Annotated in this window: 15 protein-coding genes; 10 read left to right on the top strand and 5 right to left on the bottom strand. The window is 71.0% G+C overall.

The genetic code is table 11. From position 1 onward, the window contains the following. Window positions 1–26 precede the first annotated feature (26 nt). Together AOQ53_RS26450 and AOQ53_RS26445 are read right to left on the bottom strand one after the other, a co-directional pair. Window positions 27–1,124, bottom strand: a complete 1,098-nt coding sequence (locus tag AOQ53_RS26450) for a mechanosensitive ion channel family protein (RefSeq protein ID WP_059420987.1) — start codon at window positions 1,122–1,124, stop codon at window positions 27–29. Window positions 1,125–1,354: 230 nt separating this feature from the next. After that, window positions 1,355–2,338, bottom strand: a complete 984-nt coding sequence (locus AOQ53_RS26445; protein WP_167745765.1) for a lysylphosphatidylglycerol synthase transmembrane domain-containing protein — start codon at window positions 2,336–2,338, stop codon at window positions 1,355–1,357. Between the two features lie 212 nt (window positions 2,339–2,550). Here AOQ53_RS26445 and AOQ53_RS26440 point away from each other — a divergent pair, with 212 nt between their 5' ends. Both AOQ53_RS26440 and AOQ53_RS26435 read left to right on the top strand, forming a co-directional pair. Next, the gene (locus tag AOQ53_RS26440; RefSeq protein ID WP_099054691.1) at window positions 2,551–4,437 is read left to right on the top strand and encodes an ABC transporter ATP-binding protein; all 1,887 of its coding nucleotides are present in this window, start codon (window positions 2,551–2,553) and stop codon (window positions 4,435–4,437) included. A gap of 108 nt (window positions 4,438–4,545) precedes the next feature. Continuing rightward, window positions 4,546–5,040, top strand: a complete 495-nt coding sequence (locus AOQ53_RS26435) for a hypothetical protein (RefSeq protein WP_059420984.1) — start codon at window positions 4,546–4,548, stop codon at window positions 5,038–5,040. A gap of 2 nt (window positions 5,041–5,042) precedes the next feature. Here AOQ53_RS26435 and AOQ53_RS26430 read toward each other — a convergent pair whose 3' ends face one another. Then, a complete protein-coding gene (locus tag AOQ53_RS26430) occupies window positions 5,043–6,026 on the bottom strand; it encodes a Bug family tripartite tricarboxylate transporter substrate binding protein (protein WP_059420982.1) in 984 nt (327 codons plus the stop codon). 97 nt (window positions 6,027–6,123) lie between these two features. Here AOQ53_RS26430 and AOQ53_RS26425 point away from each other — a divergent pair, with 97 nt between their 5' ends. Both AOQ53_RS26425 and AOQ53_RS26420 read left to right on the top strand, forming a co-directional pair. Next, window positions 6,124–7,752 (top strand): sensor histidine kinase, encoded by a 1,629-nt coding sequence (locus AOQ53_RS26425; protein ID WP_099054690.1) that lies wholly within the window; start codon window positions 6,124–6,126, stop codon window positions 7,750–7,752. Window positions 7,753–7,784: 32 nt separating this feature from the next. Beyond that, window positions 7,785–8,486 carry a response regulator gene (locus AOQ53_RS26420; protein WP_408055190.1) on the top strand — a complete coding sequence of 234 codons (702 nt, stop codon included), beginning with the start codon at window positions 7,785–7,787 and terminating at the stop codon, window positions 8,484–8,486. A gap of 8 nt (window positions 8,487–8,494) precedes the next feature. On the opposite strand, the gene AOQ53_RS26415 is transcribed toward AOQ53_RS26420, so the two are convergent. Together AOQ53_RS26415 and AOQ53_RS26410 are read right to left on the bottom strand one after the other, a co-directional pair. Further along, the gene (locus AOQ53_RS26415; RefSeq protein WP_236711828.1) at window positions 8,495–8,851 is read right to left on the bottom strand and encodes a hypothetical protein; all 357 of its coding nucleotides are present in this window, start codon (window positions 8,849–8,851) and stop codon (window positions 8,495–8,497) included. An 84-nt stretch (window positions 8,852–8,935) separates the two neighbouring features. Further along, complete coding sequence (locus AOQ53_RS26410; protein WP_059420976.1) at window positions 8,936–9,883, bottom strand: methionyl-tRNA formyltransferase; 948 nt, start codon at window positions 9,881–9,883, stop codon at window positions 8,936–8,938. 264 nt (window positions 9,884–10,147) lie between these two features. Between AOQ53_RS26410 and AOQ53_RS26405 the strand changes: the two genes are divergently transcribed. From AOQ53_RS26405 to AOQ53_RS26380, 6 genes are all read left to right on the top strand, one after another. Beyond that, window positions 10,148–11,500, top strand: coding sequence for a lysine N(6)-hydroxylase/L-ornithine N(5)-oxygenase family protein (locus AOQ53_RS26405; protein WP_059420975.1), 1,353 nt, complete (start codon window positions 10,148–10,150; stop codon window positions 11,498–11,500). A 93-nt stretch (window positions 11,501–11,593) separates the two neighbouring features. Next, entirely contained in the window at window positions 11,594–12,652 is a 1,059-nt protein-coding gene (locus AOQ53_RS26400) for a FecCD family ABC transporter permease (RefSeq protein WP_059420974.1), read from the top strand. Continuing rightward, window positions 12,649–13,722, top strand: coding sequence for a FecCD family ABC transporter permease (locus AOQ53_RS26395; protein WP_059420973.1), 1,074 nt, complete (start codon window positions 12,649–12,651; stop codon window positions 13,720–13,722). Before AOQ53_RS26400 ends, AOQ53_RS26395 begins: the two co-directional genes overlap by 4 nt. A gap of 38 nt (window positions 13,723–13,760) precedes the next feature. Beyond that, window positions 13,761–14,600 carry an ABC transporter ATP-binding protein gene (locus AOQ53_RS26390; RefSeq protein ID WP_059420971.1) on the top strand — a complete coding sequence of 280 codons (840 nt, stop codon included), beginning with the start codon at window positions 13,761–13,763 and terminating at the stop codon, window positions 14,598–14,600. 115 nt (window positions 14,601–14,715) lie between these two features. Further along, entirely contained in the window at window positions 14,716–15,774 is a 1,059-nt protein-coding gene (locus tag AOQ53_RS26385) for an iron-siderophore ABC transporter substrate-binding protein (RefSeq protein WP_059420969.1), read from the top strand. Window positions 15,775–15,820: 46 nt separating this feature from the next. Next, window positions 15,821–17,608 carry an ABC transporter ATP-binding protein gene (locus AOQ53_RS26380; protein ID WP_059420968.1) on the top strand — a complete coding sequence of 596 codons (1,788 nt, stop codon included), beginning with the start codon at window positions 15,821–15,823 and terminating at the stop codon, window positions 17,606–17,608. Window positions 17,609–17,653 lie beyond the last annotated feature (45 nt).

The raw sequence follows: 17,653 nt of genomic DNA, 5'->3' as shown, positions 1-17,653 counted from the left end.
GGCGGGCGCCTGCACGAGAACTGGCCTCAGTCGAACCGGGCGGAGGTCATGTCGCCCGGCTCGAGCTCGCCGGTCCGCTGCTGGGGGATGACGGCCCCGCCCTGCTGGAGCGCCACCGTCCGGGCCGGGGCGGGGATGCGGATGCCCTCGGCGCGGTAGCGCTTGTGCAGGCGCTTGATGAACTCGTGCTTGATCCGGTACTGGTCGCTGAACTCGCCGACGCCCAGGATGACCGTGAAGCCGATGCGCGAGTCGCCGAAGGTGTGGAACCGGATGATCGGCTCGTGGTCCGGCACCGCGCCCTCGACCTCGGTCATCGTCTCGGCGATGACCTCGTTGGTCACCCGCTCCACGTGCTCCAGGTCGCTGTCGTAGGCCACCCCGACCTGGACCAGGATGGTCAGCTGCTGCTCGGGGCGCATGAAGTTGGTCATGTTCGCCTGCGCGAGCTGGCCGTTGGGGAGCACGACGAGGTTGTTGGACAGGTTGCGGATCGTCGTCTGCCGCCAGTTGATGTCCTCGACGTAGCCCTCCTCACCGCTGCTGAGCTGGATGTAGTCACCGGGCTGGACGGTCTTGGAGGCGAGGATGTGGATGCCCGCGAAGAGGTTGGCGAGGGTGTCCTGAAGCGCCAGCGCGACCGCCAGACCGCCGACGCCCAGGGCGGTGAGCATGGGGGCTATGGAGATCCCCAGCGTCTGAAGCACCACCAGGAAGCCGATCGCCAGGACCAGGATCCGGGTGATGTTGACGAAGATCGTGGCCGAGCCGGCGACACCGGAACGAGACTGGGTGACCGTGCGCACCAGACCGGCCACCACCCGCGCCGCCGACACCGTCGCCACGGAGATGAGCAGCACCGTCAGCACCTGGTTGGTGTGGTGCTGCACCGTCTTCGTCAGCGGCAGAACCGCCGCCGCGCCCGCCACGCCGCCCACCACCGCGGCCCACGGCAGCACGGCCCGCAGCGCGTGCACGATGACGTCGTCCCCGCTCCAGCGGGTGCGGTCGGCGTGCCGGCCCAGCCAGCGCAGCAGCATGCGCAGCGCGAAGGCCGCCAGCAGGCCCGACGCCAGGGCGATGCCGGCGAAGACCAGATCGTCCGCGGTGAGCGCCCGGTTCACCTGTCACCTCCGGGAAGGAAAACTGCGGCGAACGCCGTTGCCGGCGGCCGGATGTGAAGTTTCGTCACGTCGTCACCTGTTCGTCCTGCGGGATGTCCGGTCGCGCCCGACCACCCTGACCCGGGGTCGGCGCGATCGTTCATCCTGCCGCATTCCGTACGGTGGTTCGTACCGGGGAACGGGCCAAGCCGCGGGCGTTCCGCCCGGGCACTCCGGGGCTTGTCGGCCGGTCAGATCACCTTCAGGCGTACCAGCGCCGCCAGCGTCAGCGCGCCCGGCAGCAGTGGCAGCCAGACCGTGATGACCCGGAAGGCCAGCACCACGGCCGTGGCCACCGCGGCCGGGCCGCCAGCCGCGACCAGCGCCATGACCAGGGCCGCCTCCACCGAGCCGATCCCGCCCGGCGTGGGCACCAGCGCGACGGCGACCGTCGCCGCCAGGTAGGCCACCGCCATGTGCGCGGGCGGCACGTCCAGCCCCATCGCCCGGCCCACCAGCACCAGGACGCTCGCCTGCAACGCGGGGAAGGCGAAGGCCCCGCCCCACAGCGCCAGGGCCCGGGCCGGGCGGGTGTGCACCGAGCGGGCCTCACCGAGCGCCGTCCGCAGGAAGGACAGCACGGCCGCGCGCACCCGCCGGACGAGGGCCAGCACGGCCACCGCGATGACGAACACCACACCGGCACCGGCCAGCAGCGGGCCGAAGGCCGTCTCCGGAACCAGCGCGCCGAGCCGCAGCGCGTCCGGGAACGCGACGAGCAGGACGCCCAGCAGGGCCACCCGGCCGATGCTCTCCGCCAGCAGATACAGCGCGAGAGCCGCCGAGGAGCGGGCGAGCGGCAGCCCGCACACCGTCATGAACCGCAGGTTGACCGCGCTCGCGCCCAGCCCCGTCGGCAGCAGGTGGTTGGCCGCGCCCGCCGCGAACTGCGTGGCGAGCAGCCGCCGTCGGGGCAGCCGCTCGACGACCGCGCCCTGCCGGGTGCAGGCGGCGGCGACCCAGGTCAGACAGGTCGCGCCCACCGCGGCCAGCAGCCATGGCCACTCGGCGTTGCCCAGATGCGCGAAGCCCTCGGCCAGCACCGACCGGTGCTGCACCGCGACCACGGTGACCAGCAGGAGCGGAAGCAGACACAGGATCTGACGCAGGCGGCGGACCGGGACGCGACGGGGGAGTCGTCCCGGGCGGAGTTCGGGGAGTTGTACCGCTGTCACGTCCGCTGAGGCTTCCCACGCCCCGCCAACGGCGGGTTGCGGACATGCGGACGGCGTCTTACGCGCGGGGAGCGGCTGGGAGGAGAGCGTCATCGGGGCCTTTGCGGGGGGACGGGGAGAGGGGGTTCGGGCCGATTGTGCGGGATGTCGCGGCGATGTGCGAGCGCCTTGACCTCAAGAATGCTTGAGGTTCTACGTTCTCTTCCATGAGTATGGAGACCACAGCGTGGACACAACTGCACAGCGTCATGAACGCCCAGGAGGAGCGCCGCCCCCTCGCCCTCGCCACCCTGCGCCGCATCGGCGCGTTCGCCCGCCCCCACCGGCGCCGCATCGCCCTGTTCGTCCTGCTCGGCGTGGGGACCGCCCTGCTCGCCGTGGCGACCCCCGTCCTGGCCGGAAGCGTCGTCGACGCGATCGTCTCGGGCGGCACCGAGAGCACCGTCGTACGCCTGTCCCTGCTCATCGCGCTGATCGCGGTGGCGGAGGCGGCGCTCGGCATCCTCGGCCGGAGGCTGTCGGCGACGCTCGGCGAGCACCTCATCCTCGATCTGCGGACCGCCGTCTTCGACCATGTACAGCGCATGCCGGTCGCGTTCTTCACACGCACTCGTACGGGCGCCCTCGTCTCCCGACTCAACAACGACGTCATCGGAGCCCAGCGCGCGTTCAGCAACACCCTGTCCGGAGTGGTCAGCAACCTCGTCACGCTGCTGCTCACGCTCGCCGTGATGCTCACGCTGTCCTGGCAGATCACCCTGCTCTCGCTGGTGCTGCTGCCGGTGTTCGTGGTCCCGGCCCGGCGCATGGGCAGCCGTATGGCCCGTATGCAGCGGGAAGCGGCGACGCTCAACGCGGCCATGGGCACCCGCATGACCGAGCGCTTCTCCGCACCCGGCGCCACCCTGGTCAAGCTCTTCGGGCGTCCCGAGGAGGAGTCGGCGGAGTTCGCCGAACGCGCCCGCCGGGTCGCGGACATCGGCGTCCGGACGGCGACCGCCCAGGCCGCGTTCATCACCGCCCTCACCCTGGTCTCCGCCCTCGCCCTGGCCCTGGTCTACGGCCTCGGTGGCACCCTCGCCCTGCGCGGCACGCTGGAGCCCGGCGCGGTCGTGTCGCTGGCGCTGCTCCTGACCCGGCTGTACGCGCCGCTGACCGCGCTCGCCGGGGCCCGTGTCGAGGTGATGAGCGCCCTCGTCAGCTTCGAGCGGGTCTTCGAGGTGCTCGACCTGAAGCCGCTCATCGAGGAGAAGCCGGACGCACGCCGGGTACCCGACGGGCCCGTCGCGGTCGAGTTCGACCACGTCCGCTTCGGCTACCCCTCCGCCGACAAGGTCTCCCTGGCCTCCCTGGAGGAGGTCGCCACTCTGGACAAGCGGGGCGGTGACGAGGTCCTGCACGGCATCTCCTTCCGCGCCGAACCGGGGCAGACCGTGGCGCTCGTCGGCTCCTCCGGCGCGGGCAAGTCGACCGTCGCGCAACTGCTGCCGCGCCTGTACGACGCCGACGAGGGCGCCGTACGCGTCGGCGGCGTCGACGTCCGCGACCTGAGCGCGCGCTCCCTGCGGGAGACCCTCGGCATGGTCACCCAGGACGGGCACCTCTTCCACGACACCGTCCGCGCCAACCTCCTCCTGGCCCGCCCCACGGCCACGGAGAGCGACCTGTGGGACGCCCTGCGCCGGGCCCGGCTCGACGACCTCGTACGGTCGCTGCCCGACGGTCTCGACACAGTGGTCGGCGAACGCGGCTACCGTCTGTCCGGCGGGGAACGCCAGCGCATGACCATCGCCCGGCTGCTGCTGGCCCGGCAGCGCGTCGTCATCCTCGACGAGGCCACCGCCCACCTCGACAACACCTCCGAGGCCGCCGTCCAGGAGGCACTCGCCGAAGCCCTCGAAGGCAGGACGGCGGTCGTGATCGCCCACCGGCTCTCCACGATCCGGACAGCCGACCAGATCCTGGTCGTCGAGGCCGGCCGGATCGTGGAACGCGGCACGCACGAGGAACTCCTGGCGGCGGGGGAGCGGTACGCGGAGCTGTACCGGACCCAGTTCGGCGGGACGGAGAGCCCGGTCGTGGACGGGGTGGCCGCGTAGAGCGCCGACGCCCCGGCCTGTGTGAACGGCTCCGGGTGCGCATCCGTACCCCTGACGAGTACTCCTGCTGCCCGCGAGGGCAGGACGGTTCGCACCCGGAGAAACGACGTGTCCCAGCAGCAACCGCACGCACGATCCAACCGCCGGCCCCTGTCCCGCGCCCATCGGTTGCGCGCCGCCGCGCTGATCGTGCTCCCTCTGGTCACCGCTTGCGGCGGTGGTGACCACGACAAGCCGGCCGCCGGCGGCAGGACGGCGAAGCCGAGCGGGTCCGCCGCTCCCGCCGCCGGAGTCGTCGCGCCGGCGAAGGCGGAGGTGATCGCCGCCCTGACCGGCTGCAAGGTGAAGATCCGCACCGAGGCGGACGAGCTGCGCGAGGGCGTGTGCCACACCAAGAAGGGTGACTACCTCATCACCACCTTCCCCGAGGAGAGGCTCAAGGAGACCTGGCTGGAGTCGGCCGGCGTCTACGGGGGCAGGTACCTCGTCGGCATGCGCTGGGTGGTCAGCGCCAAGCCGGAGATGCTCGAACCCCTCCGCGCGAAACTCGGCGGCACGGTCCGGGAGTTGAAGGGGATCGGCCCCAGCGCGAACGCCTCCTGAGGTCACCGCTGTCCGAGCCGGCTGACGAGACCGGCGACCTGTGCGTCCTGCCGGGCCAGATACGACTCGAAGGCACGGCCGGTGGCGAACACGTCTCTCCAGCCGTGCCGGCGGAGCTCGGCCCGCCACTGGCGGGAGTCGTGCAGCTCGGTCAGGGCCTCGACCCAGCGCCGCCGGTCGGCGTCGCTGATGCCGGGCGGCGCCACGACGCCCCGCCAGTTCTCGAAGACCAGGCCGATCCCCGAGGACTTCAGGGTCGGGACACCCGGCAGCACACCGACCGGCCGCTCGCCGGTGACGGCCAGGACCCGCAGCCGGCCGGCGCGGATCTGGTCGAGGAACTCGCCGAACCCGCTGGTGGCGATGGAGACCCTGCCGTCCAGCAGCGCGGGCAGCAGCTCCCCGCCCCCACCGTCGTACGGCACGTACGCGACCTTCCTCGGGTCGATGCCGACCGTCTGCGCCAGCCGCATCGGCAGCAGATGGTCGGGGCCGCCGGCCGAGGACCCGCCGCCCACGCGGAGGCTCCCGGGGTCCTCGCGCCAGGCGTCCACCAGCGCGCCGATCGTCCGGTACGGCGAGTCCTTCCGGACGACGATCGCGCCGGCCTCTTCGACGAGGCGTGCGATCGGGGTGGTCTCGGTGACGGTCACCTCGGAACCGGCCGCGTGCGCCGCGCCCACGACTCCGAGGCCCATCTGGAGGGCGAGATCGCCGTTGCCCCGCTCGTCGGCGAGGCGCTTCAGGCCCACCGTGCCGCCGGCGCCGGGCAGATTGAACACCTGCACGTCCGAGGCGATCCCGGTCTCCTCCATGACCCGGGCCGCGGTACGGGCCGTGGTGTCGTAGCCGCCGCCCGGGGTGTTGGGCACCATGAGCCGCAGGTCCCGCGCGGGCCCGTCGCCCGGCCACCCACCGCACGCGCCGGCCGCCAGCAGGGCCAGGGCCGAGAAGGCGCCGAGTAAGGCGCGTGCGGGACGTCTCATGACACCTCACTTCCGGTTTTCCCTGGCCGGCGTCATGATTGTGCGACTCGGCACACGAGCCGCCCCACCTGTGTCGGCATTGAAGATTGAGTTCATTGTGGTCGCCACCTTTCGTCGCCATTCGCTCGCGGGCGAGATGCTGGTGCTCCAGCTCGCCATCGTCGTGGTGGTGCTGCTGGCGGTCGCCGCGGTCTCGCTCGCCCAGTCGCAGGCCACCTTCAACCGCGTCGAGGGACGCCGGGTGAGCGCGCTGGCCGAACAGCTGGCCGCCAACCCCCTGGTACGCAGCCAGCTGGTGCGTCCCGCGCCCGGCGAGACCCTCGCTCCGCTGGTGCTCGCCACGCAGGCGCAGTCCGGAGTGACCTCGGTGACGGTGGCCGACGCCTCCGGCCGGATCGTCAGCTCCACCAATCCCACGGTGATCGGCGAGCGGCTGCCCCAGGGGCATGCCCCCGACCAGGCGCGGGGCTGGTCGGGGCCGCTGACGCTGGACGGCAACCGCGAGCTGGCAGCCCGGGTCCCCGTCCTCGGGGCGACGCAGGAGAATCTCGGCCGGATCCTCGGCACGGTGATGATCGGCGAGGCCGATCCGACCGTCTGGCAGCGGCTCAGCGGCGCCTCCTCGTATCTGCTCGCCTACCTGGGCATCGCCAGCGGGCTCGGCGTGGCCGGCTCCTGGCTGCTCGCGCGGCGGGTGAAGCGGCAGACCCTCGGGCTGGAGCCGGGGGAGATCGCGGGGCTCGCCGAGCACCGGGAGGCGATGCTGTACGGGATCGCCGAGGGCGTGGTCGCCCTGGACCCGCAGCACCGGCTCTCCCTCGTCAACGACATGGGCCGCCGCCTGCTCGACCTGCCCGAGGACTGCGTCGGTCAGAGCCTGGACGGCCTGGGCATCGACGGACGGCTGCGCGACGTGCTGGCCGGAACCACCGCCGGCAAGCGGGACGAGGTCGTCGTCCGCCACGGCCGGGTCCTGGTGATGAACCGGATGACCGTCACCAAGGACGGCCGGCTCCTCGGCTCGGTCACCACCCTGCGCGACCGTACCGAACTGGCCCGGCTGGAGCGGGAGATCGGCTCCTTCCGCAGCTCCTCGGAGCTGCTGCGGGCGCAGGCGCACGAGTTCGCCAACCAGCTGCACACCATCTCCGGGCTGATCCAGATCGGCGAGCAGGACGAAGTCGTGCGCTACATCCGCGCGTTGAACCAGCACCGCCAGTCCCTGGACGTCACCCTCAGCCGCCGCGTCCGGGACACGGCGGTGGCCGCGCTGCTGATGGCCAAGGCGTCCCTCGCGGCCGAACGGAAGGTCAGCCTGCGCATCTCGGACGACACCGCGCTGGAGCGGCTGGCCCCGGAGGACGCCGCCGACGTGGCGACCGTGGTGGGCAACCTCGTGGACAACGCCGTCGACGCCGCGGCGCACCAAGGGGAGCGGTGGGTCGAGGTGGCGCTGCGGCAGGACGCCTCCAGCGTGGAGATCGTGGTCCGCGACTCGGGGCCGGGCGTGGCTCCCGAACTGGCCCGCGAGGTGTTCTCCCACGGCTTCACCACCAAGGCCGCGCGGGAGGGCGAGCGCGGCATCGGACTGGCCCTGACCAAGCTGGTCTGCGAACGGCACGGGGGAGAGATCTCGGTGGCCAACACCCCTGACGGGGCCGTGTTCACCGCACGCATGACCGTCAGCCACCTCCCCGAAGCGGTGGCGGAAGGAGCGGCCCCATGACCGGAACGCGCAACATGACCGGAACACGCGACATGACCGGAACGCGTGACAAGGCGGGCACGATCGACGTCCTCGTGGTCGACGACGACTTCATGGTGGCCCGGGTCCACCGCGCGTTCGTCGAACGCGTCGAGCCGTTCCGTGTCGTCGGCGTGGCCCATACCGGCGGACAGGCGGTCGAGGCCGTGGACGAACTGCGCCCCGACCTCGTCCTGCTCGACCTGTATCTCCCCGACCTCTTCGGCCTGGACGTCATCCCCCGGCTGCGCACCGCAGGCCATGACTGCGACGTCATGGTCATCAGCGCCGCGCAGGAGGCCGGCGCGGTCCGCGGCGCCGTCCGGCAGGGGGTCGTCGACTACCTCCTGAAACCCTTCGACTTCGAGGATCTGCGCCCCCGCCTGGAGCGCTATGCCGCCCAGCGGGGCCGGCTGCTCACGACAGTGGTACGAGGCCAGGCCGACATCGACCGGGTCCTGGCCGGAACGGGCGTCCCCGCCCCGGCCCCCGCGCTGCCCAAGGGCATGAGTGTGGAGACCGCCGAACTCGTCGAGCGGGCCCTGCGCGAGGCGGACGGCTCCCTGTCCGCCTCCGAGTGCGCCGCGCTGACCGGCGTGTCCCGCGTGAGCGCCCGCCGCTACCTGGAGTACTTCCACGGCACCGGCAGCGCGGAGGTGTCCCTGCGCTACGGCGTCGCCGGCCGGCCCGAACGGCGGTACTCCTGGCGGGCGTGATCCCGCGCCTACGGCGGGCCGTCGCCCTGCAGAGGGCCGGGCGCGGGCAAGGGGGAAGGCACGGGGGCCGGGACGGAGGCCGTCGCGGCGGAACCGCCTCGGTCCTTCGGCGTCGAGGTGCCCGTCTTCTCCGTCGTGTCCTCCGTGATCGTCACGGTGTGCAGGCCAGGGCTCTGGTCACGCCACTGCCCGGATTCCGGTCCGACGGCCGTCGCGGCGGTCAGGGGAAGCACCACGGCCCCGGTGAGCGCCAGGACCCAGCCGAGGACGGGGCTCAGGAGCGTGCCGGCAGTCCGGTGGTACGTGTCGTGGTAGGCCAACTGTCGTCCCGGTGGTTCGACTTCGACGTCATGTACTGCCCCCATGGGACTCACTGTCGCAGCAGCCCACCGGAAAAGGAATCTTGAAACTTAAAGCCTCACCCGTTGCACAGAAGTTTCACAGCAGCGTCAGGGCTGGTTGGTCAGGTAGCCGCCCATGGCGGTGAAGTGCTCGGTCGCGGGCAGCTCCCGGCCGTCCTCGGTCCGCACGCGCGTGATGGCCAGACCGTGGTTGCGGCCGGTGCGGGCGTCGGCTCCGGCGACGATCACCACGCCCTCGCCCTCGCGGTAGAAGATGCGGCCGGGTGTGCCGCCGTACCGGCCCTCGGAGACGACGGCGGCCAGGACCTCGAGTCGCCTGCCCTTGTGGAAGGTGAAGGCGCTGGGGTACGGCTCGGACTGGGCGCGGACCAGGCGCTCCAGGTCCTCGGCCGGCCAGGTCCAGTCGATGCGGCTGTCCTCGATGGACCGCTTGTGGAAGAAGCTGGCCTGGGAGCGGTCCTGCTTGGTGAACTCCGTCTGCCCGGAGGCGATGAGGTCGAGCGCGCCGATGGTGACCGGGGCGATGAGGTCGACGGTCTTGTGGAACAGGTCGGTCGCCGTGTCCGTCGGCCCGACCGTCACCGCCTCCTGCCGCACGATGTCGCCGGCGTCGAGTTCGTCGTTCATCATGTGGGCGGTGACGCCCACTTCGGGCTCGCCGTTGATCAGCGCCCAGATCAGCGGGGAGAAGCCGGCGTACTTCGGCAGCAGCGAGTCGTGCACGTTCAGCGTGCCGTGGCGCGGCAGATCGAAAATGCGCGGCGGAATCCACGTACGCCAGTTGTTGGCCACGATGATGTCCGGGTCGGCCTCCTTGAGGCGCTCGAACAGCTCGTCGTCGTCAGGGCGGTTGCGGATCACGACCGGTACGTCGTTCTCCTCGGCGAGGTCGGCGACCGAGTCGCTCCAGATCTTCTCGTACGCGTGCTCGCTCTTGGGGTGCGTCACGACCAGGACCACGTCGTGCTCGGAGTCCAGGAGGGCTTGCAGGGTGCGGTGCCCCCAGGTCTGGTAACCGAACATGACGACCCGCATGGGGTTCCTCCTCGAAGCAGGGAATGGCCGCGGCCAGTAAAGCAAGGCTTGCCTAAGTGGTCAACGGGTCCGGTTTACGCACGTGTTGACGACCCGCCTGCTGCGGCGTACCCGTTTTGTCTATGGACAGCTCCACGGGATGAGCTTAGCCTTACCTAAGTTTTTGGGTGGTGCCTCTTCGGCGTGCCCGACTTCCGTACTTCCCGATGCTCGACCGACGGCTGCCTGCCCAGAAGGGCCGCCGCACCGCACGATGGGAGTGACATGGCACAGGCTCGTCCTGGCGACGCCCCTTTGATCCACGACCTCATAGGCATCGGCTTCGGGCCGTCCAACGTGGCCATGGCGATCGCGCTCAGCGAGCACAACGCAGGCGCCGGGGAGGAAGCGGTCTCCGCTCACTTCTTCGAGCAGCAGCCGCGCTTCGGCTGGCACCGAGGCATGCTCATCGACGACGCGACCATGCAGGTGTCCTTCCTCAAGGACCTGGTGACGCTCCGGAACCCCGCCAGCGAGTACAGCTTCCTGTGCTACCTCAAGAGCAAGGGACGGCTGATCGACTTCATCAACCACAAGAACCTCTTCCCGCTGCGGGTGGAGTTCCACGACTACTTCGAGTGGGCCGCGGGCCAGGTCGACGGCATGGTCTCCTACGGCCACGAGGTCGTCGGCGTCATGCCGGTCATGCGCGACGGCGCCGTGGAGTACCTGGACGTGACGGTCCGTTCGGGGGAGGGCCTCGAGGTCCACCGGGCCCGCAACCTCGTCCTCGGTACCGGCCTGCGCCCCCTCATGCCGGAGGGCGTGGAGCGCAGCGACCGCGTCTGGCACAACTCCGAACTACTGGGCAGGATAGACGCGTTGGAGGGCACCTCACCCTCCCGGTTCGTCGTCGTGGGCGCCGGGCAGAGCGCCGCCGAGAACGTCGCCTACCTGCACCGCCGCTTCCCCGAGGCCGAGGTGTGCGCGGTCTTCTCCCGCTACGGCTACAGCCCCGCCGACGACAGCGCCTTCGCCAACCGGATCTTCGACCCCGAGGCCGTCGACGAGTTCTTCGCCGCGCCGGAGGACGTCAAACGCCGGCTGATGGACTACCACGGCAACACCAACTACTCCGTGGTGGACATCGACCTGATCGACGACCTGTACCGGCAGATGTACCGGGAGAAGGTCCTCGGCGCCGAGCGCCTGCGCTTCCTCAACGTCTCCCGGCTCACTGGTGTCACGGAGACGCCGGACAAGGTCACGGCCGCCGTCACGTCCCTCGTCACCGGCGAGGAGACCCTCCTGGACGCCGACGTCGTGGTCTTCGCCACCGGCTACAGCCCCGCCGACCCCGTCGGTCTGCTCGGCGAGGTGGCCGACCGCTGCCTCCGTGACGACGAGGGCCGCGTCCGCGTCGAGCGCGACTACCGCATCGCGACGGAGCCCGGCCTGCACTGCGGCATATACCTCCAGGGCGGCACCGAGCACACGCACGGCATCACCTCGTCCCTGCTGTCCAACACCGCCATCAGGGTCGGCGAGATCCTCGACTCGCTCCTCGACCGGGGCCGCAAGTCCGCCTCCGACGAGGCCCGGACGGTCGCCGACGGAACCGGCAGCCCCGCCCGTTAGTCCACCGGTTCCGCCGTCACATCGCCGCGCCTCGCCAGGTGGGCCCACCCGGCCGGCGCGGCGGCACTGATCAAAGGGATAACGTACGTCGACATGGGCACGATCGCAGTGGAGCGCCCCGCGTCCAAGGTCACAACTCAAGCCCGTCGACGGCGAGTTGTGGGCCTGGGTGCGCTGGTGCTGATCCTCGTGGCAGCGGGGGCGGTGTCATTGGCCGTCGGGGCGCGCGCGTTGAGCCCCGGCGAGGTGTGGCACGGCTTGTTCGCGGCGCCGGAGTCCGACCAGCGGCTCACCGAGATCAGGCTCATCGTGGAGACCGTGCGGGTGCCCCGGACGGTGCTCGCGATCGTGACGGGCGTCGCCCTGGGGGTCGGCGGGGCGCTGATCCAGGGGTACACGCGCAACCCGATCGCCGACACCGGCCTGCTGGGCGTGAACTCCGGCGCCTCGTTCGCCGTGGTGACGGTGATCGCCGTGTTCGGGCTCTCCGACCCGTTCCAGTACATCTGGTTCGCCTTCCTGGGGGCGGCGGTCACCGGTGTCGTGGTGTTCGGCCTTGCGAGCATCGGCCGCGGTGCCGGGAACCCGTTGACGCTCGCCCTGGCCGGGCAGGGAGTCACAGTGTTCCTCGCGGCGATGACCGTGGCGGTCGCGCTGTCGGACCAGAAGTCGCTGAACGCGCTGCGGTTCTGGAACGCGGGCTCCGTGGCCGGCGTGGGATTCGGCGTCATCTGGCCGGTGACCGGGTTCATCGCGGCCGGGCTGGTACTGGCACTGATCACGCTGCCGGCCCTCAACCTGCTCAACCTGGGTGACGACGTGGCGCGCGGGCTCGGGGTGAACATCGCGCTGAGCCGGACCATCGGCATCACCGCCATCACCCTGCTCGCGGGCGCCGCGACGGCCGCGTGCGGCCCCATCGCGTTCCTCGGGCTCATGGTGGCCCACGTGGCCCGGTACCTGACCGGGCCCGACTACCGCTGGCTGGTGCCGTACGCGGGTCTGCTCGGCGCCGTCGTCCTCCTGGTCTGCGACATCGTCGGGCGCCTGGTGGTGCGGCCGAGCGAGTTGGACGCGGGTGTCGTCGTCGCTCTGCTGGGAGCCCCGTTCTTCGCGGCTCTGGTGTGGCGCGGAAAGTTCAAGAACGCATGAACAGGACAGACGTGAAGCCGGACGTAAAGCCGTCGGTGGCGCCGGGCGTGCGGCTCGGCCAGGTGTCGTTCGTGTGGCGACCGTGGCTCGTGTGCGTCACGCTGCTGCTCGCGGCGGCGACGTTCCTGGTGTTCTGCCTGTCCATCGGCGTCGGGGACTTCCCCATCGGGCTGCCCCAGGTGATCGCCACGATCTTCGGCCGGGGTGAGCAGGTCGACGAGTTCGTGATCATGGATCTGCGGATGCCGCGGGCCCTGGCCGGGGTCGTCGTGGGCATCGCGCTGGGGGTGTCCGGAGCGCTCACGCAGTCCATCGCCCGCAATCCGCTGGCCAGTCCGGACGTCCTCGGGATCACGGGCGGCGCCAGCGCGGTCGCGGTGTCCCTGGTGACGGTGTCGGGCGGGACGGCCGCGGCGGTCGTCAACTCAGTGGGCCTGTCGGCGGCTGCCCTCATGGGCGGTCTCTGCACGGGCCTGCTGGTGTACTTCCTCGCCTGGCGGCGCGGGATCGACGGCCTCCGGCTCATCCTCATCGGCATCTCGGTGAGTGCCGTGATGGAGGCCCTCACGACCTGGCTGCTGGTCTCGGCCGACATCAGGGACGTGGCCCAGGCGCAGGCTTGGCTGATCGGCTCGCTGGACGACCGGTCGTGGGACGAGGTCCAGGTGGCCGTCTGGGGCACGCTCGTCCTCCTGGTCGTCGTGGCGGGCGCCGCGTTCCAGTTCAAGCCGATGCACCTCGGTGACGACGTCGCCGCGGGCCTGGGGGTGCGGTACTCGGCCGTGCGGGCGGTCCTCCTGCTGTGCGCGGTGCTGCTGGCCGGCGTGGCGGTGAGCGCGGCGGGCCCGGTCCCGTTCGTGGCGCTGGTGGCCCCGCAGGTGGCGATGCGCCTGGCGCGGTGCCCGACGCCGCCCATGGTGGCCTCCGCGCTGGTCGGTGCGCTGCTGCTGACCGGCTCGGACCTGGTCGCCCGCACGGCACTGCCCGTCAGTCTCCCGGTCGGCGTGGTCACCGCGGCGATCGGCGGCCCCTTCCTCGTCTATCTGCTGGTACGGGCGAACCGCAGATAGCTGGTACAAAGTCAGGCGAGCCTAAGTAAGGGGGCCTTGTGGTCACTCAGTCCGTCACCGGGGTCGAGTCCGAGTCCGATCACGCCTCACGGCTGGCAGCCAGGGGCGTCACGGTCGGATACGGCGCCCGGACCGTCATCGACGATCTCGACGTGGCGATACCCCCCGGGGTGATCACCACCATCATCGGCCCGAACGGCTGTGGGAAATCGACCCTGTTGCGGACCCTGTCCCGGCTGCTCAAACCGTCCAAGGGGACGGTCGTGCTGGACGGTGACGACATCGCCCGGCTCAGGACGCGGGACGTGGCGAGGAAACTCGGCCTGCTGCCGCAGGCGCCGGTCGCACCCGAGGGGCTGACGGTGGCCGACCTGGTCGCCAGGGGCCGCCATCCGCACCAGAGCTGGCTGCGGCAGTGGTCCTCGGACGACGCCGACGTGGTCGAACGTGCGCTGGCCATGACCGGAGTGTCCGACCTGGCCGACCGCCCGGTCGACGCGCTGTCCGGCGGACAGCGGCAGCGCGTGTGGATCTCGATGACCCTGGCCCAGGGCACCGATCTGCTGCTGCTGGACGAGCCGACCACCTATCTCGACCTGGCGCACGCGATGGACGTGCTCGATCTGGTCGACGATCTGCACGAGTCGGGATGCACCGTGGTGATGGTGCTGCACGACCTCAATCTGGCCGCGCGCTACAGCGACAACCTCATCGTGATGCGGGCCGGGTCGATCCTGGCGCAGGGACATCCCCGTGACGTGCTGACCGCCGAGTTGCTGCACGAGGCGTTCGGACTGCGCGCCAAGGTCATCGACGACCCGGTGGGCGACCGGCCGCTTATCGTCCCGATCGGTCGCACGCATGTCCAACTCGACTAGTTCGCCATAAAGTTACACAAGTAAGGCTAGGCTTGCCTTACTGCCTTGCGATACGGTTTGCCTGGCCCTTACCCGGGGGCGTAGTGGACAGTGCGAAAAGCAAGGGGATTGACGGATGCTCCTCCACAGAACGACGCGCAGGACGCCATGGCGGCGGGTCGCTGCACTGCTCTCCGCCGCGACGCTCGGCGTCGGCCTCCTCGCGGGGTGCGGTTCCGGATCGGACTCGGCGGACAAGGGCAGCGACACCACCTCGACCGCCGCGGCCGGTGCCTTCCCGGTCACCGTGGAGCACGCGTTCGGCACCACGAAGGTCACCGAAACCCCGAAGCGGGTCGTCACCGTCGGATACACCGACGACCAGACCGTCCTGGCGTTCGGCATCAAGCCGGTCGGCATGACCGACCAGTACCCGAACCCGGCGGGCCAGAGCCCCGACATCAACACCCAGTGGCCCTGGGTGAAGGACAAGTGGGGTGACACCAAGCCCGAGGTCATCATGAAGAACGGTGACACCGGCCCCAACTACGAGAAGATCGCCGCCCTGCGCCCGGACCTGATCATCGCGGTCTACTCCGAGATCGACCAGGCCGGCTACGACAAGCTCTCCAAGATCGCGCCGACGGTGGCCCGCACCAAGGCCGAGAAGGAGCCGTTCAGCGCCCCCTGGCAGGACAACGCCCTGCACATCGCCAAGGCACTCGGCAAGGCCGAGGAGGGCGAGAAGATGGTGCAGGACATCCAGGGCAAGCTCGACGCGGCCAAGAAGGCGCACCCCGAGCTCGCGAAGCAGACCGCCGTCGTACTGTCCTGGTACGAGAACTCGGTGGCGCCCTTCACCTCCACCGACGTGCGCGGCCGGCTCGTGACGGGCATCGGCTTCAAGTACCAGACCGAGATCGACAAGGTCGCGGACGGCAGTTTCTACACCAAGCTCTCGCCCGAGCGCGTCGACCTGGTCGACGTCGACCGCATCTTCGTGATCAACGACAAGGCCGACACGGCGGCCCTGAAGAAGTTCAAGCTGTTCGCCAACCTGGACGCCGTGAAGAAGGGCAACGTGTCCTACCTGCTGGACAGCGAGGGCCCGGCGGTCGGCGCGGCCATCTCCCAGGGCACCCTGCTGTCCATGCCGTACGCCGTCGACGAGCTCGTGAAGTCGGTGGCCGAGTAGCGATGCCGGTCACCAAGTCCTGTCCCCTGCCCGCCCGGGTCGCGGTGTGAGCGCGACCGACACCCGCCCCGCCCCGGCGACCCTGCACACGGCGACCGGGCGCGAGGCCTCCCGATGGGTCGCGGCGCACTGCCGCGAGGTGCCCTGGCTGTCGGCGGCCACCGTGCTCACCACGGTGGCCGGCGCGGCGCTCCAGGTGCTCCCGGTCCTGCTGCTCGGCCGGGTGGTCGACGGCGTGGTCGAGGGGGAGTCGCGCTCGATCCTGGTCACCGTCGGGGTGCTGATCGGAGCCGCCGCGCTGCTCGGCGCGGCGGCCACCGCGGTGTCGACCTACCTGATCGGCCGGCTGGGCGCCGACCTGCTCGCGCGGCTGCGGGAAGGAGCCGTCCGGGCGGTGCTGGGAATGCCGAGCGCCCGCGTCGAACAGGTCGGCCGGGGAGACGTGCTCTCCAGGGTCGGCGACGACGTGGCCGTCATCTCCAAGGGCATCCGCACGGCCATCCCCACGGTGTTCTCGGCCGGAGTGCTGGTCACCATCGCCACGTTCGGCATGTTCGGGCTGGACTGGCGGCTCGGACTGGCGGGCGCCGGCGCGCTGCCCGCGTACGCGCTCGCCCTGCGCTGGTACCTCCCGCGCTCCGCGCCGCTCTACCGGAAGCAGCGGGTGGCCCAGGCCGACCGCGCCCAGGCGCTGATCAGCGGTCTGAACGGGATCGACACGGTCCGCGCGTACCGACTTGAGGGTGCCTTCCGCGAGAAGGTCACCAGCGAGTCCTGGCGGGTGCGCGATCTCGGTATCGAGGTGTTCCGGTTCTTCGGCCGGTTCGTAGGCCGGGAGAACCGCGCCGAGTTCATCGGGCTGGTCCTGATCATCGTGGTGGGGTACGCCCTGCTGGAGGCCGACGCCGCCAGCCTGGGCGAGGTGTCGGCGGCCCCGCTGCTGTTCCACCGGCTGTTCGGTCCGCTGGGCCTCATCATGTTCACCTTCGACGAGGCGCAGAAGTCGGGCGCGAGCCTGACCCGGCTGGTCGGGGTGCTCGGGGAGGCCGGTGAGGGCCGCCTGGTGGGTGACCCGGCCGTCGCGCCGGCGGACGCCGAGCCGTTGCCGGTGACGGTGCGGGGGCTGACGTTCCGTTACCCCGGCGCCGAGGAACCGGTGCTGAGGGACGTCGATCTGACGATCCCGGCCGGGGGGTCGCTCGCACTGGTGGGCGCGACGGGTGCGGGCAAGACGACCCTGGCCGCGCTGATCGCGGGCATCGGGACTCCCGAGTCCGGGTCGGTGCGCATCGGCACGACCGACCTGGCGGGTCTGGACGAGGCCGGGGCGCGGGCCCTGGTGAGCATCCTGACGCAGGAGACGCACGTGTTCTCCGGCCCGCTCGCCGAAGACCTGCGGCTGTCCGCGCCCGGGGCGACCGACGCCGACCTGACGGACGCACTGCGCACGGTCGGCGCCGACGCATGGGTCCAGGCGCTGCCCGACGGACTGAACACCACGGTCGGCGAGGGCGGCGAGCGCCTGGACGTCACCAAGGTCGCCCAGATCGCCCTGGCCCGGCTGGTGCTGGCCCGCTCGCCCGTGGTGGTGCTCGACGAGTCCACCGCGGAGGCCGGCAGCGAGGGCGCCGCCGAGCTGGAACGCGCGGTCCTGGCCGCCTGCGCGGGCCGGACCACCCTGTTCGTCGCGCACCGGCTGACCCAGGCGACGGCGGCGGACCGGATCGCCGTGCTGGACGCGGGCCGCGTCGTCGAGCAGGGCACGCACGACGAGTTGGTGGCTCTGGGCGGCCGGTACGCGCGACTGTGGCAGGCATGGCGCGAGGGTAGTTAGGCAAGCCTAAGTTAGGCTGGGCTTACTTTGGTTTCCTTGAAAGGG

This window comes from Streptomyces azureus (assembly GCF_001270025.1).
In the GTDB taxonomy this organism is placed as follows: domain Bacteria; phylum Actinomycetota; class Actinomycetes; order Streptomycetales; family Streptomycetaceae; genus Streptomyces; species Streptomyces azureus.
The sequence above is the reverse complement of the archived record's forward strand: the minus strand, read 5'-3'. Positions and strand labels throughout refer to the sequence as shown.